The 15,076-nt window shown below is 70.1% G+C and carries 12 protein-coding genes and 1 riboswitch; of the genes, 6 read left to right on the forward strand and 6 right to left on the reverse strand.

The window, feature by feature from the left end; translation table 11 throughout:
- The first annotated feature begins 59 nt into the window (after nucleotides 1–59).
- A complete protein-coding gene (locus CCN51_RS01995) occupies nucleotides 60–2,663 on the forward strand; it encodes an ABC transporter ATP-binding protein/permease (protein WP_014182055.1) in 2,604 nt (867 codons plus the stop codon).
- Here CCN51_RS01995 and CCN51_RS02000 read toward each other — a convergent pair.
- Nucleotides 2,660–3,874 (reverse strand): MFS transporter, encoded by a 1,215-nt coding sequence (locus tag CCN51_RS02000; RefSeq protein WP_014182054.1) that lies wholly within the window; start codon nucleotides 3,872–3,874, stop codon nucleotides 2,660–2,662. The two genes, CCN51_RS01995 and CCN51_RS02000, sit on opposite strands and share 4 nt — an antisense overlap.
- Nucleotides 3,875–3,960: 86 nt before the next feature.
- Between CCN51_RS02000 and CCN51_RS02005 the strand changes: the two genes are divergently transcribed.
- Nucleotides 3,961–4,542 (forward strand): TetR/AcrR family transcriptional regulator, encoded by a 582-nt coding sequence (locus tag CCN51_RS02005; protein WP_014182053.1) that lies wholly within the window; start codon nucleotides 3,961–3,963, stop codon nucleotides 4,540–4,542.
- Nucleotides 4,502–5,170 (forward strand): hypothetical protein, encoded by a 669-nt coding sequence (locus CCN51_RS02010; RefSeq protein WP_014182052.1) that lies wholly within the window; start codon nucleotides 4,502–4,504, stop codon nucleotides 5,168–5,170. Before CCN51_RS02005 ends, CCN51_RS02010 begins: the two co-directional genes overlap by 41 nt.
- Nucleotides 5,171–5,199: 29 nt before the next feature.
- On the opposite strand, the gene CCN51_RS02015 is transcribed toward CCN51_RS02010, so the two are convergent.
- Genes CCN51_RS02015 through CCN51_RS02030 form a run of 4 tightly spaced genes read right to left on the reverse strand, consistent with a single transcriptional unit; the run spans nucleotide 5,200 to nucleotide 10,432 of the window.
- The gene (locus CCN51_RS02015) at nucleotides 5,200–6,897 is read right to left on the reverse strand and encodes a dipeptide ABC transporter ATP-binding protein (protein ID WP_055414368.1); all 1,698 of its coding nucleotides are present in this window, start codon (nucleotides 6,895–6,897) and stop codon (nucleotides 5,200–5,202) included.
- Complete coding sequence (locus CCN51_RS02020; RefSeq protein WP_014182050.1) at nucleotides 6,894–7,853, reverse strand: ABC transporter permease; 960 nt, start codon at nucleotides 7,851–7,853, stop codon at nucleotides 6,894–6,896. Before CCN51_RS02020 ends, CCN51_RS02015 begins: the two co-directional genes overlap by 4 nt.
- Nucleotides 7,850–8,809 carry an ABC transporter permease gene (locus CCN51_RS02025; RefSeq protein WP_014182049.1) on the reverse strand — a complete coding sequence of 320 codons (960 nt, stop codon included), beginning with the start codon at nucleotides 8,807–8,809 and terminating at the stop codon, nucleotides 7,850–7,852. Before CCN51_RS02025 ends, CCN51_RS02020 begins: the two co-directional genes overlap by 4 nt.
- Nucleotides 8,810–8,812: 3 nt before the next feature.
- Entirely contained in the window at nucleotides 8,813–10,432 is a 1,620-nt protein-coding gene (locus tag CCN51_RS02030) for an ABC transporter substrate-binding protein (RefSeq protein WP_014182048.1), read from the reverse strand.
- A gap of 350 nt (nucleotides 10,433–10,782) precedes the next feature.
- A riboswitch (SAM riboswitch) is annotated at nucleotides 10,783–10,896 on the reverse strand.
- Nucleotides 10,897–11,348: 452 nt separating this feature from the next.
- Here CCN51_RS02030 and CCN51_RS02040 point away from each other — a divergent pair.
- Nucleotides 11,349–12,587: an acyl-CoA dehydrogenase family protein gene (locus tag CCN51_RS02040; protein ID WP_014182047.1), complete on the forward strand. Its 1,239-nt coding sequence runs from the start codon at nucleotides 11,349–11,351 to the stop codon at nucleotides 12,585–12,587.
- Between the two features lie 53 nt (nucleotides 12,588–12,640).
- Nucleotides 12,641–13,126, forward strand: a complete 486-nt coding sequence (locus tag CCN51_RS02045; RefSeq protein WP_014182046.1) for an RrF2 family transcriptional regulator — start codon at nucleotides 12,641–12,643, stop codon at nucleotides 13,124–13,126.
- 117 nt (nucleotides 13,127–13,243) lie between these two features.
- On the opposite strand, the gene CCN51_RS02050 is transcribed toward CCN51_RS02045, so the two are convergent.
- Nucleotides 13,244–14,452, reverse strand: coding sequence for a S8 family peptidase (locus CCN51_RS02050; RefSeq protein WP_086859200.1), 1,209 nt, complete (start codon nucleotides 14,450–14,452; stop codon nucleotides 13,244–13,246).
- Nucleotides 14,453–14,851: 399 nt separating this feature from the next.
- On the opposite strand from CCN51_RS02050, the gene CCN51_RS59805 reads away from it, so the two are divergent.
- The gene (locus tag CCN51_RS59805) at nucleotides 14,852–14,926 is read left to right on the forward strand and encodes a putative leader peptide (RefSeq protein ID WP_358701799.1); all 75 of its coding nucleotides are present in this window, start codon (nucleotides 14,852–14,854) and stop codon (nucleotides 14,924–14,926) included.
- Nucleotides 14,927–15,076 lie beyond the last annotated feature (150 nt).

Genomic DNA, 15,076 nt, shown 5'->3' on the forward strand with positions numbered 1-15,076 from the left:
GAGCCGTCGTCTGTCCTCGCGTAGACGGCCTCGGTGTACACGATCGACTTGGGGTAGATGTGCCGGAACTTGTACTGCATACCAGTGGACGCACCTGGACCCTGGACGCGTCCCGGAGCTACACCATCGGGCGCGACCAGCAGCAGGCCGACATCTCGTGCATCGACCGCCGAGTCTCCAGGCGGCACCTCGTGATCCGTTGCGACGGCGGAACGTGGGTCATCGAAGATCTCGGCAGCGCGAATGGCACGTTCGCCGAAGGGCGTCGTATTCAGCGGATCGAGATCGGCCACGGTTCGATCGTCCGGCTGGGAGACGTCTCCACCGGCACGCGGCTGGACTTCACCGAAGCCTCGACGGCGGTGAGCGACGATCCGGTGGATCGGGGCACGTCGGTGGCCGCCGCCACACCCCCGGTGGTACCCGGTCCCCGGCCGGGAGAGGTTCCGGCAGCCCCCACGGGGGTGGCGGCGGCTGGTGGCGACGACCTGTTCCGGCCTCTCCCTCACCACGCCGCATCCGACCTCGCCCGTGCCGCAGTTCCCCGGACTCCCGTAGACGCGGGTGACGCCCGGGCCCGGGACATCCACCGGTCCGAAGGACCCCCAGCCGGTCCCCGTGGCGCCGCCGCGGCCCTTTCCATCGACCGGGACCCCTCGGGCGTCTATCCACTCGTCCTGGGGCAACGGCTGCGCATCGGGCGCGCGCAGGACAACGAACTCGTGGTGGAGGGCCCGTATGTCTCCCGCTACCACGCGGAGTTCCGGCCCCTGCCCGGTGGCCGCTTCGAAATCGTCGACCTCGGCAGTCACAACGGCACCTATGTCAACGGGCAGCCCGTGGGCCGCCAGATCATCGGCCCGTACGACATCGTCGGTGTCGGCCACTCCACCTTCCGTCTCGCCGGAGACCGGCTGGAGGAGTTCGTCGACACCGGTGAGGTCTCCTTCACCGCCCGAAACCTGACAGTGACCGTCGGGCGCGGCAAGACCATCCTGGACGACGTCTCCTTCGGCGTCCCCGAGAAGTCGCTGGTCGCGGTGATCGGGCCGTCGGGCTCCGGGAAGTCCACCCTTCTGCGCGCACTCACCGGCTACCGGCCCGCGGACCGTGGTCAGGTGCTCTACGACCACCGCGATCTCTACGCCCAGTTCGCCGAGTTGCGCCACCGTATCGGCCTCGTCCCGCAGGACGACATCCTGCACAAGGAACTGACTGTCGACGTCGCTCTGAAGTACGCCGCCAAGCTCCGCTTTCCCGGTGACACCAAGGCGGCCGAGCGCAAGGCCCGTATCGACGAGGTGCTGCAGGAGCTCAGACTCGACGTTCACCGGGGCAAGAAGGTCTCCTCGCTCTCCGGCGGTCAGCGCAAACGGGTGTCCGTTGCCCTGGAACTGCTGACCAAGCCCTCCCTGCTCTTCCTCGACGAGCCCACCTCCGGTCTGGACCCGGGCCTGGACCGTAATGTCATGAAGTTGCTGCGGGGGCTCGCCGACGACGGCCGCACCGTGCTGGTGGTGACGCACTCGGTCGCCGAACTGTCCCTGTGTGACCAGGTGTTGGTCATGGCGCCCGGTGGCTCCGTGGCGTACTTCGGTCCCCCGGGCGAGGCCCTGGACTACTTCGGTCACGACAGCTGGGCCGATGTCTTCTCCGCCTTCGAAGATCATCGCGACGACGACTGGGGCGCGCGCTGGCGAGCTTCCCGGCAGTACGACCGGTGTGCCGCGGAGGTCGACTCGGCCGTCCCGCCGCAGTACCCGGGCGCCCCTGCGACACAGCCGCCCGCGCGAGCTCTGCGGCCCAAACCGCAGGGCTGGATCGGCCAGTTGTGGACGCTGATGCGCCGCTATGTGTCGGTCATCGCCTCCGACAAGGGCTTCATGGCGCTGATGCTGCTGCTCCCGGCCGTGCTGGGCGGAGTGAGCTGTCTGATTCCGGCGACATACGGACTCGCCCCGCCACCGCCCGACAGCCGTTTCCGCTACAACCAGGAGTCCGGAACCATTCTGCTGGTGCTGGTCGTCGGAATGTGTTTCTCCGGCGCGGCCAACTCCGTACGTGAACTGATCAAAGAACGGGTGATCTATGAACGGGAGAGAGCCACGGGGCTGTCCCGATCCGCGTATCTGATGTCGAAGGTGATCGTCCTCGGTCTGATCACCACCGTGCAGGGTGTCATCATCTGCGCCATCGGCTTCTCCGTCCGTCAACTGCCCGCCCAGGGACTGCTCATGCCCACGGCCGTCGAGCTCTGCGTGGTCATCAGCGCGCTGGGCTTCACCACCATGATGTTCGGTCTGGTCATCTCCGCGCTGGTGAGGACCCCGGAGAAGACCATGCCGCTGCTCGTGATGTTCGCCGTCGTCCAGGTCGTCTTCACCGGGGTCCTCTTCAAGCTGTTCGACTCCCCGGGCATCGAACAGATCGGCTGGCTGATGCCCGCCCGCTGGGCGGTCGCCGGCGCCGGGACCACACTCGACCTCGCGCACACCATGCCGCCCTGGAATCTCGACAAGCCGGACGATGCCGACCCGCTGTGGGCCCACACCGTCACCCAGTGGGGCATCGACCTCGGTGTGCTCCTGGCGATCGGGCTGGTCTGCGGCTTCGCGGTGGCCCGCCTGCTGCGCCGACACGAACCCGAGGTCATGCGGGACTAGTCTGCGCGTTTCACCTGGCACAGTGGCCGGATCTTGACAGGGTGGGGTGTGCGGGCGGCGGGTGTGGCGAAGGATGCGGCCACGACGAGTATGAGGACCAGGAAGAGCGCGTTGCGGAGTCCGAAGTGTTCGCCGAGTTGGCCGAGTGAGGGGGGTCCGACGAGGAAGGCGACGTAGCCGAGGGTGGCGGCGAGGGAGACCCTTGCGGCGGGGTTGTCGCCGGAGTCGCCGGCTGCGGAGAGCGCGACGGGGAAGCCCAGGGACGCGCCGATGCCCCACAGGACGGCGGCTGCCGCCGCGACGGCCTGGTTGTCGACGAGGATCACGAGTGCGATGCCGACGGCGCCGATGATCGCGCTGGCGCGCAGGGCGGCCGCGCGTCCGTAGCGGTCGACGAACCGGCCGCCGGCGAAGCGGCCGACGGTCATCGAGGCCGCGAAGACCGCGTACACGGCCGATCCGAGCGCGGGGTCGAAGCCATGGCCGTCGACCATGACCAGCGGCAGCCAGTCGTTCGCCGTTCCCTCGGCCATGGCAAGGGCGAGAATGATGCCGCCGATGAGCAGCAGTCTCGGTTCCTTCCACACCGCCGGGCGCGCGGAGGCTTGTGCGTGCGTGCCGCTGCCGCTGCCGGTTCGTCGGCCCACCCGGGCGGGAACGTATCGGATCGTCGGCACCAGTACGGCCAGTACCACGGCGGTGACGACGGCGAGATGCCACAGGACGGGGAACGAGATGGCGGTCAGAATCATGCCGCCGACCGCGCCGACCACCGTGCCGAGACTGTAGAAGCCGTGCATCGCGGGGAGGGTGGAGCGGCCGAGCAGCCGTTCCACCTCTGCGCCTTCGATGTTGAGGGCCACCTCGCCGCCGCCCATCCCGAGGCCGATGAGTCCGAGCCCGAGGGCCACGACCGCGTCCGCGCCCGCCGCGGCCCCCAGGCCGATGACGCCGGACCCCGTGGCGGTCGCCAGCGTTCCGGCCGCGATGAGGGGCCGGGCGCCCCAGCGGGCCACGAGCGGCCCCGAGCACAGGATGCCCAGCATGGACCCGACCGAGAGCCCGAACAGGACCAGGCCCATGCGCCCGGTGGAGGCTGCGAGCAGGTCGCGCACGTCGGGGGTGCGTGTCACCCAGGAGGCCATGGCCAGGCCGGGCAGGAAGAACAGGGCGAACGCGGCGGTCCGACGTCGGCCGGGGCTGACAGTCACGGGAATGCCTCCAGTGGATGACCGAACACAGAAGTCTGTACGATCGTACACACTTCGGTGGAGTCGCCTTGTGACACATTGGGGGCGTGAGCGGCACACGGCGTGAGATCCCGAACGATCCCGGACGCAGGGACCGGATTCTCGATGCCGCCCTCGACGTCATCGCCGAGGGTGGCGTTCACAGGACGACTCATCGCAAGATCGCTTCACGGGCCGGCGTCCCTCTGGGCTCGCTGACGTACTACTTCGACGGCATGGACGATCTGCTGGCGCTGGCGTTCGCCCGCCTCGCCGACACGATGTCCAAGCTCTACCGCCGCACCCTGCACAGCGCCGGGTCGACCGCCGAGGCGGAGGCAGCCGTGGTCGAGCTGATCTGCGGGCCGGCCTACGCCACTGACCGCGACATGACACTCATCTTCGAGATGTACGCCTACGCCAACCACAACACCGCGGTAGCCACCACCACCCGCTCCTGGCTGGCACGCAGCCGGGAGAGCCTCGCCCTGCACTTCACTCCCGGAGTGGCCCGAGCCCTCGATGCCCTGATCGAGGGCTGGCCCATGCACCGCCGCTTCGACGCCGCCCCCCTCAACCGGCAGCTCGTCGCCGGAGTCGTGCACGCCGTTGTCAACGCCGCGCCTCACCTCCCCGACGAACAGCTCTGATCTCTCCGCCTTCCCTGTCGCTCCCCGCCTGCACGGCCTGTCCTTCGGCGAGCTCCGCAGCCTCGCCGCCCGCATCCATGACCTCGGCGCCTGCTCCTACCTGGAGGTCGTCGGTGTCAACGCCGCTGACGAACTGCGCAGCCTGGAGGCCGCGGTCGGCCTTGGTGTCGACGTCGTTCTCGGCGGCACCCGTGTGGCCGAGGGCGTCAAGATCCTCGATGGCGCACCGGTCGAGTACTGGCCCTTCCCCGGCCGGGTCGCGGGCCACCCCAGCATCCTGTGCGGCGACGCCGCCGACATCGTGGCAAGCGCCAAGGACCTGGCCGCGACAACAGGAGTACACGGCCTCGACCTCCTCGCCTACCGCTTCGGGGGCGATGCCGCGGCGTTGGCCGCCCAGGTGGTCACCGCGGTCGACGTGCCTGTCCTGGCCGCAGGCAGCGTCGACCGGGCCGAACGGATCGCCGCGTTGCGCGACGCGGGCGTGTGGGGATTCACCGTTGGCACCGCCGTGCTGGACGGCAGCTTCCCATGGCGTCGAGGACCTGCTGACCGCCATCCTCAGGACCACGGGCGAGGGAGCCGCCCCCGGAGCAGTACGTCGACCGGCGCCAGGCCAGTGAGGTGATGGCGGGGGTGCTCATATGACTCTGGTCCTCAGCTCGTGGTGGCCTCGGCGGCGGAGGAAGGGACGCGACCGCCGGGGATCGCCGCGAGCAGCTCACGGGTGTACTCGTGTCGGGGGCGGGTGAAGAGCACCTCCGGTGGGCCCGTCTCGACGACGTGGCCGGCTCGCATGACGGCGACCTGGTGCGCGATCTGGCGTACGACGGCCAGGTCGTGGGAGATGAAGAGGTACGCCACGCCCGTGTCGGCCTGCAACTCGGCCAGCAGGTCGAGGACTTGGGCCTGCACGGACACGTCGAGCGCGGAGACCGGTTCGTCGCACACCACCAGGTCGGGGGAGAGGGCGAGCGCGCGGGCGATGGCCACCCGCTGACGCTGCCCGCCGGACAGCTCCGCCGGGCGGCGTTCCAGCGTGGCGGCGGGAAGCGCCACCCGGTCGAGCAGTTCGCGGGCCCGGGCGAGCCGGGAGAAGCGGTCGCCGACCTTGAAGGCACGCAGCGGTTCGGTGATCACATCGCCTATGGAGAAGCGTGGGTCGAGCGAGGCGTACGGGTTCTGGTAGACGAGCTGGGCGCGGCGGCGCAGCTCTCTGGCCCGGGTGCCTCGGGCGGTGGTGACGTCGGTGCCGTCGAACAGGACGTGTCCGGCGGTCGCGTCGGCGAGACGGAGCACGAGGCGGGCGGTGGTGGACTTGCCCGAGCCCGATTCGCCGACCAGTGCCAGGGTCCGGCCGCGGTGGAGGGTGAAGCTGACGTCGTCGACCGCGCGCAGTGTCCGGGGTCCGTCCCCGGTGCGGGGCAGTCTGAACTCCTTGACCAGGTTGCGTGCTTCGACCAGGGGCGCCGTGTCCGTCTTCGGCGCGGGGACGGCCGTGCGGGGACGGGGGGTGGTCAGGCTCGGGGCGCTGGCCAGCAGGTGCCGGGTGTACTCGTCCCGCGGGTCGGCCAGGATGTCACGGGTGGGGCCCGCCTCGACGACCTTGCCCTGTGACATGACCACGAGGCGCTGTGCCCGGTCGGCGGCGACCCCGAGGTCATGGGTCACGAGCAGGACCGCCGTGCCGGACTCCTCGGTGAGGCGCTGGAGATGGTCGAGGATGACCCGCTGCACGGTGACGTCGAGCGCGCTGGTGGGTTCGTCGGCGATGATCAGCTCGGGTTTCGCGGCGATGGCGATGGCGATCAGGGCGCGTTGCCGCATTCCGCCGGACAGTTCGTGCGGGTACTGCCGGGCCCGGACGGCCGCGTCGGGCAGCCCGGCCCGGTCCAGGACGGCGATCGCCTCGGCGGGGGCCGAGCGACGGGTCGCCAGACCGTGGATGCGCAGCACTTCGGCGACCTGTTCGCCGATCCGCTTGACCGGGTTGAGCGAGACCGTCGGGTCCTGGGGGACCAGCCCGATCCGCGCTCCGCGTACGGTGCGCAGCTCCGCCTCCGACAGCGTGGCCAGGTCGTGCCGGCCGAAGCGGACCGTGCCCGCGTCGATGCCGCCGTTCCCCGGCAGGAGCCGGGTGATCGCGTGCGCGGTCGTGCTCTTGCCGGAGCCGGACTCGCCGACCACCGCCGTCACCTGTCCTGGCCATACCTCGAGGTCCACGCCCCGGACGGCCGCGACCGCGCCGCCCCGGGTGCGGTACGAAACCGACAGGCCGCGTATCTCCAGCAGGGGTTGTGGGGTGTGTGTCACGTTCTCGTCCGCTCCGGGTGGGGTCGTGGTGGTGCCGGTCATCGCTGCCGGGACCATTCGCCGTCCAGCGCCCGTGCGATGCGGTTGGTGGCCAGCACGGTCGCGGCGATCGCCAGTCCGGGCAGTGCGGTCAGCCACCAGGCGTTGGCGAGGTAGTTGCGGCCGTCGGAGATCAACGTGCCCCACTCCGGGGCCGGCGGGGGCGCCCCGTAGCCGAGAAAGCTCAGCGCCGACACGGCCAGGATGGAGGAGCCGAAGTCGAGGGTGGCCAGGACGATCACCGGGCCCGCCGCATTGGGCAGCACATGCCGGCCCAGCACTGAGTACCAGCGGGCCCCGCACGAGCGCGACGCCTCGACGAACACCGCCTGACGCACCCGGAGCACCTCCGCGCGCGCCACTCGGGCGAACGCGGCGACACTGGCGATGCCGACCGCGACCGCCACCTTCACCGTCCCGTACCCGAGCGCGGTGACCAGGGCCAGGGACAGGAACAGCGCGGGGATGGACAGCAGTACGTCGACGAAGCGCATCAGCACGTCGTCCACCCAGCGGCCCACGAACCCGGCGACCACGCCGAGCAGACCGCCGACCACGAACGCGACCAGCACCGCGATCAGCGTGGCCTTCAGGGACAGCTGGGCGCCGTGCACCACGCGGGAGAACACATCGCGTCCCAGCTCGTCGGTGCCGAACCAGTGGGTGCCACTCGGGCCGCGGAAGTTCTGCGACGGCACCCCCTTCAGCGGATCCTGCGCGGTGAACAGGTCCGGCCAGAACGAGGCCAGCACCACCAGCACGAGGACGACGACCGACAGCAGCAGACCGGGGCGGCGCAGCAGGAATCGCAAGCCCCGCCGTAGGTCGACGCGACGCCACGGTCCGGGACCGGCCCCCGTGTCGACCGGCCGGGCGAGGCCGGGAGCGGCCTCGGCCGGGTCGGCCGGGTCGGTCGGGTCGGTCGGGTCGGCCGGGTTGTCGACGAGACTCTGGCTCATGCGAAGCCCGCCCTTCTGTCCGAGGCCACCACGATCCGCGGGTCCAGCAGCGGATAGACCAGGTCGATGACCAGGTTCGTCGTCACGAAGATCAGCGCCCCGAACACCACCACCCCTTGGACCAGCGGGATGTCCTGGGCCGTGACCGCCGCCGCGGTCACGCGGCCGAGGCCGTCGCGCGAGAACACCGTCTCCACCACCACCGAACCGGCGATCAGCTGCCCCACCAGCAGGCCGATGACCGTCAGCGCCGGCAGGGACGCGTTGCGCAGTGCGTGCCGCAGATGGACCCGCCACCGGCCGGCGCCCTTGGCCCGCGCGGTCTCCACATACGCCTGGTCCAGCGCGGTGAGCAGGCTCTTGGCGAGCACCTGGGCGATCTGCGCGCCGGTCGGGACCGCCAGCGTCAGGGCCGGCAGCGCCAGCCCCCGAAGGCCGTCGTTGCCGAACGCCGGGAACCAGTGCAGCCGGAAGGAGAACGCCTCGACGAGCAGCAGCCCCACCCAGAACGTCGGGACGGACACCCCCAGCGGCGGCAGTGACAGCAGCAGCTGCCGCAGCCAGCGCTTGGAGGTGTACGTGGCCACCACCGCCAGACCGCCGCCGAGGACTACCGCGAGCAGCAGGGCCGCGCCGGTCAGCTGGAGGGTCTGCGGCAGCGCGTCGGCCAGCGTCGAGGTGACCGGCCGGCCGGTGGCGACCGAGTCGCCGAAGTCCCCGCGCACCGCCCGGCCGAGGTACTCGGCGTACTGCACCAGCACCGGCTTGTCGAAGCCGTACTCGTGCCGCAGGGCGGCGATCTGCTCCGGATCGACCTGCCCCGAATCCATTCCGGCACTGGCCATTGCCGTGACCGGGTCGCCCGGCAGATAGTCCAGCACCAGGAACGAGACCGTGTAGGCCGCCCACAGCACCCCGGCCGCCTGGGCGAGCCGTTTGATCACATAGCGGCGCACGGGCTAGCCGATCCAGGTGTCGTGCAGCTGGATCCGGCTGGAGGCATCGAAGTTCAGGTCGTGCACCTTCTTCGAGACGCCCAGCTGGGTCTGGAGCTCCACCACCGGTGCGTAGTAGGCGCTCTGTACGATCAACTGCTGTGCCCGGGCCACCAGTTGTTCGCGTTTGGCCGGGTCCGTGGTCGCGGCCTGGGCGGACAGCGCCGCATCCAGGCTGCCCGCCGGTACGCGGTAGAAGTTGGCCAGTTTGGTGGAGAAGGAACTGCGCAGGATGTCCGGATCGGCACGGGTGATGTTCGCCCAAGCCGCGTCGTAGTCGCCCGACTGCAGTGTCGGCGCCAGTTGGGTGACCTGGAGCTGCTTGAGGGTCACGGCCACGCCTACGGCCTTGAGCTGCTGCTGAAGCAGTTCCAGAGCGGGCTGGTTGGTTGCGGAGTTGGGGATCCAGTTGATGGTCAGGCTGAGTTTCCTGCCGTTCTTCGTGCGGGTGCCGTCGCTGCCGGTGTTCCACCCCGCTTCGTCCAGCAGGGACTTCGCCTTGGTCGCGTCGAAGGCCAGGTCCGGGGCGAGGTTGGTGTAGTCGGGCGTGGTGTGTGCGAGGACGCTGGTCGCCGCCTTGGTGCCAGTGGGGAACACGGTGTCGGCGATCTGCTGCCGGTCGATGGCGGACAGGATCGCCTGGCGCACCCTCGCGTCCTTCAGCGCCGGCCGCGAGCTGTTGAGCCCGAGACCGAACACGATGCCGGGGTTGGCCCGTCGCCGGAGAGTGACCTGGCCGCCCTTGAGCGCCGCCTCGTTGGCCTTGCCCACGCTGCTGATCGCGTCCACCTGGCCGGACTGGAGACTGCCGGCCCGCACGCCCGCTTCCGGTACGACCTTGAACACCAGCTTGTCCAGGTACGCCTCGCCCTGCTTGCGCCACAGCGAGGATCCCCATGCGTACCCGCCGCGCTTGGCCAGGGTGATCGACTGGTTCTGCACGTACTGCTTCAGCACGAAGGGCCCGGATCCGGTCACCCCGTCACTGCACTTCTGCTGCGGGGTCTTCCGCACGCTCGCCGACGACTCGATGCCCAGCGAGTGCGTCGAAGTGGCCTGCAAGAACTGGGCGTTGGGCTCCTTGAAGGTCACCTTGACCGTGAGCGGGTCGACCACGGTGGTGCTCTTGACGCCACTGAGGTAGCCCTCGGCCAGGGTCCCCAGGGCGCCGAGCCTCGGCACCGCGTCAAAGTTGTCCTTGACCACCTGCGCGGTCAGTTTCGACCCGTCGCTGAAGGTGACACCCGACCTCAGATGGAAGGTGAACGTCGTCGTGTCGGAGCTGATGTCCCAGCTCTTCGCCAGCCACGGCACGATCTTGCCGGTTCTGGGGTCCTGGTCCGTCAGGGAGTCCACGATCTGGCGCACCGAGTAGATGGTGTCGTTGCTGGCAACCTGCTGCGGATCCACGCAGCCGGCGTCCGAGCCCACCGCGAAGGTCAGGGTGCCGCCGGACTTCGCCCGGCCGCTGCCGGAGCCGGAGCCGTCGCCGCTCGACCCGCAGGCGGTCAGCAGCACACTGGTGGTCACCAGGGCGGTCAGCGCCGCCCACCGGGAGGGTCTGAAATCCGGAAGTGTTGTCACGGAGGGGTTCTCCTACTCGTGTCACCAGGCATGGGGTGCCGTATGAGGCACGGCCGCGCATGGGCGTGCGGCCCCGGCCGGTGCGACGCCGGTGGCGGGGGAGCGCTGTGCAGACAGGGATCAGGGGGAAACGGGGTTCAGGCGGAGACGAGTGCGGCGACCACCGGGGCCGGACTTCGACCGGCGGTGGGAAGGGCCGTCAGGCCTGACAGAGGCAGCTGGTCGCGCGCTTCAGGTCGATGTGACGCCGACGCGAGAGCCGGGAGAACACCATGGCGACGGCGGAGGAGGTACTGGGGTCACCACCGTGCCGCATACCGAGCCTCCACATCTCCGGCCCCGGCCACGGGGCCACGCGCTTGCGGGGATCGTCGGTGATCCCGCCGGGCTTTCACCTGGAGCACCCCACCGCGCGGGAGGGTTGCCGGTCAGCGAGCCAGGGCTTGACGCTGACACTCAATGCCATTCGTGATCGTACGGAGCCGTGCTGTCGTACGTCAATGCCGGAACCGTGCGCCCATCGAGTCGGTGGACCGTACAGGCTGCCGCGGCTGAGGCCCGGCCGGGTTCACCGCGACGTCGTTCACCTCGGTCTCACTCGACCCGGCCCTCGTCTCGTTCGCAGCGGTATCGACCGCTTCTCCGGCATCACTTGGACAGACATCGGCGGTGGGCAGCCGTACGCCTTGCCCCGCCGAACGCCCGGTGAAAACCGGCCAAGACAGAGCGCTTTCCCCGGTTTTCCTATCGATTTGGTAGGGAAATGTTGACGCCGGTCGCCGGGGCGAGTGAGCATGCTCTACATGTCCGTTACGCAGCAGCGCCTCGTCACCGTACGGCGGGTGGGCCGCACATCCATGCCTGACGCGGAGAAGCGCTCTGGCGACACCCGCTGTTCCGTGAAGCGGGTGCGAGCGTGACGACGGTGGGCGAGGCGATCGACGCGGAAGCCGGACACGCACACTGGCTGCGCGTAGCCCAGGAGATCGCGGACGACCTGGCCACCGACGCGGTCGACCGTGAGCAGGCAGGGAAAGCGCCGTTCGACGAGGTTGCGCGGCTGCGCGAGGCAGGGCTGCTCACCTTGCCGACACTGGCCGGACCCGGCGCGGGAGACGCGGGAGGCACGGGAGGCGCGGACTGGCGTACGGCCTACGCGGTCGTCCGGACGATCTCAGCGGCCGACGGCGCGATCGGCTACCTCCTCGGCTGCCACTACTTCCTGTCCTCCAGCGCCCGGTTCTTCGCGAGTCCCGCCCTCGCCACCCGCGTCGAGCAGGAGTCCGCGGCGAGGCAGTGGTGCTGGGGAGGTGGTCTCGTTTCCTGCGAACCGTCTCCCGGACTGACCCCCACCGCGCGCGGCTATGTGCTGAACGGCCGGCAGAGTTGTGTCACCGGAGTCGGAATCGCCGATCGGCTGGTCGTCCGTGCCACTCGGTCCGGCAGCGGTGACCCCCTGGCTGTCCTCGTCGATCCCGCCCACCCCGGCGTCGTGTACGTCGACGACGAGGACACCTTCGGCCAGCGCCTGGCGGCCGGTGGCAGTGTGGAGTTCGACTCGGTGCCGGTCACGGCCGACGACGTGTTCGGCTCGCTCTCCTCGGACGAGGGCGCCCTGCCCCCCTTCGCCGGCCTGGCCGCACCGACCGCACGCCTGGTTTCCGTGCAGTTCTGTCTCGGCGTCGCCGAGGGGCTGCTTGCCGAAGTGCGCGAGTACAGCAGGGTGGTGAACTCTTCCTGGCAGCCCTCCGCGCAACACTCCTGGCCGGGCAGTCCGTCGCGGGACCCGTACGTGCTGGGCGTGTACGGGGAACTGACCGTTGCCGCCCGCTCCGCGTCCGCTCTCGCCGACCAGGCGGTCGAGGCGCTGGGACGTGGCTTCGCGCGTGGCGAAGACCTCGACGACGACGAGTGCGCGGAGATCGCCGTACTCGCGAGCGTGGCCGAGTCCGCCGCCTCCCGGGCCGCGCAGGAGATCACTACACGTGCCCTGGACGTCATCGGCGCGCGTGCCGCCTTCCTGCGGCATGGATTCGACCGCTTCTGGCGCAACGCCCGGACACACACCCTGCGCGAGCCCGTCGCCGACCGACTCCGCGAGGTCGGGGACTACTTCCTCAATGGTGCGCACCCTCCGTTCACCATCCCCTCCTGACGGCGTGCGCGGCCGGTGACGGGGTGGGGGCGACAGTGGCGGATAATCTCGGCATGCAGATCTCGGCGAGGGCGGACTATGCGGTGCGTGCGGCGTTGGAGCTTGCAGCGGCAGGACCCGACACCTCGCTCAAAGCCGAGGCGATCGCGGCGGCGCAGGGCATTCCGCACAAGTTCCTGGAAGGCATCCTGGGCGACCTGCGCAGGGGCGGGCTGGTCACCAGCCGGCGCGGCGGGAACGGCGGCTACCGGCTCGCCCGCCCGGCGGACGAAATCGCCATCGCCGACGTGATCCGGGTGGCCGATGGACCGCTGGTGTCGGTGCGGGGCGTGCGCCCACCCCAGCTTTCCTACACCGGTCCCGCGGAGTCGCTGCTGCCGCTGTGGGTCGCGGTACGCGCCAATGTCCGTAAGATTCTGGGCGAGGTCACGCTGGCCGACGTGGCCACCGCCACGTTGCCCGATGAGGTCCTGGTCCTTGCCGAGGACCCCGAGGCCTGGACGAATCCCCTGCCGACGCCCCTGTCCACCGACCCCTGATCTCCCGCGCGCCGGACTGCCGCGCGCCGGACTGCCGCCCGCCGGACTGCCGCCCGCCAATAGGATCCGGCGGGCGGCAGTGTGCGATCACCGGTATCCGGTGTCGTGGTCAGCGTGTCACTGGACGATCTTGAGCAGCTTGTTGGGCGAGCCCGAGCCGATCCCGGACAGGACGCCCGAGGTGGCACCGTTCACCAGCGCGCTCCCGACTGCGGACGGAGAGGCGGTGGTGTGGCCGGAGAGATAGATCGCCGCGGCGCCGGACACATGCGGGGCGGCGAAGGAGGTGCCGGAGCCGGTGTAGGTGGCGGTGTCAGAGGTGTTCCAGCCGGCCGTGATGTTCGAGCCCGGGGCGAACAGGTCCACCACCGAACCGTAGTTGGAGTAGCTTGCCCTCGCGTCCGTGCTGGTGGTGGCGCCGACAGTGAGGGCGGTCGGCACCCGGGCGGGGGAGTAGTTGGCCGCGTTGGCGCCCGAGTTGCCCGCCGCGATGGAGTAGGTCACACCGGAGGCGATCGAGTTGCTGACGGCGGTGTCCAGGGAGGTGCTCGCGCCGCCGCCCAGGGACACGTTGGCGACGGACGGGCCGGAGTGGTTGGCGGTGATCCAGTCCACGCCCGCGATGACACCGGCCGTGGTGCCGGACCCGTCGTTGCCGAGGACGCGTACCGCCACGATCTTCGCCTGCTTGGCCACGCCGTAGGTGCTGCCGGCGACGGTCGTGGCGACGTGCGTGCCGTGGCCGTAGCCGTCCTGCGCGGTGGTGTCGTTGTCCACGAAGTCGTAGCCGTAGGACGCCCGGCCGCTGATCTGGGAGTGGGTGATCCGCACCCCGGTGTCCAGGACGTAGACGGTCACACCGCTGCCGGCGCTGTCCGGGTAGGTGTACGTGCCGCTCAGCGGCAGGTTGGTCTGGTCGACGCGGTCCAGTCCCCAGGGGGCGCTGGTCTGGGTCGCGTCGGCGTGGACCTTCCGGTCCTGTTCGACGGAGGCCACGGCCGGGTCGGCGGCGAGCCGTCTGGCCTCGGTGGGGCTGAGCTTGGCGGCGTAGCCGTTCAGCGCGGTGGTGAAGGTCCGCTCCACCGCGCCGCCGTATCCGGATATGACCTCCTTGCCGCGGGCGGAGGCGGCCTTGAAACCGGCCGTCTTCTTCAAGGTGACGATGTAGCTGCCGGGGACCGCGTCGGCGGCCCCGGCATGCAGGACCGTGCCTTCGGCCGGTGCGGCGTGGGCGGGGAGCGTGGTGCCTGCTCCGATGCACGCGGCGGCGGCCGCCGTGGCGATTGCCGCGGCGATCCGCCGCTTGGTGGTACGCATCACTGCCATCGCGAGGGATTCCTCCTCGATCGGTGGCGCGCTGTGGTGCGTGCGCGCTCTACGGGGTGTGCGGGCTCGCACAGTTCACCGGGAGCGCACGGTTGCGCCCCTGGCCTGATGAGGATTTGCCGTGGCGCGAGCAACCGGCAAGGCATGCCATATACATGACACGCACTCGCCATGGAAACCGGTGTGCCGTGGCGGGAGGCCACGCTCGCGTAACCCCGCGTACGTACAGGGCACACAGAGGGAAGGACGCCTTTCGCGCGGGCCTGCTCCTGGCCGGAACCGTGACGGTGCGAAGGCCTTCGATGGCGTTGCGGAGGTCCGCGACGCAGGGGGCGAAGTCACGCCCCGCGGTGACCGCCGTTGTTGACGCGGAATGGGGGCGCGGATAGCGTCGCCGACATGCGGATTTCTTCGCGGTTCACCCGGCGGCGCGCTGTTGATCTGATGCGCGTCGCCACCGCGCTGTGTAGCTGACCTTCACCGCACCCTGGGCAACGTGTTTTGGACCGCTGCGCACACCGGGAACAGACCGCGAAGCCGGCCTGTTATGAATCACGATGAGGTCCGCGGTACGGCGCGACGGACGGAGGTGCGGCACATGCGACACCTGCCCCACCCCCGCCC

Source organism: Streptomyces milbemycinicus, assembly GCF_002154605.1.
In the GTDB taxonomy this organism is placed as follows: Bacteria; Actinomycetota; Actinomycetes; order Streptomycetales; family Streptomycetaceae; genus Streptomyces; species Streptomyces milbemycinicus.

Bases quoted from the DNA above. Each gene is read 5' to 3' on its own strand.
- CCN51_RS02015 (WP_055414368.1), bottom strand. From the start codon at position 6,897: ATGACCGGCACCACCACGACCCCACCCGGAGCGGACGAGAACGTGACA.
- CCN51_RS02050 (WP_086859200.1), bottom strand. From the start codon at position 14,452: ATGGCAGTGATGCGTACCACCAAGCGGCGGATCGCCGCGGCAATCGCC.
- CCN51_RS02020 (WP_014182050.1), bottom strand. From the start codon at position 7,853: ATGAGCCAGAGTCTCGTCGACAACCCGGCCGACCCGACCGACCCGACC.
- CCN51_RS02045 (WP_014182046.1), top strand. From the start codon at position 12,641: ATGCAGATCTCGGCGAGGGCGGACTATGCGGTGCGTGCGGCGTTGGAG.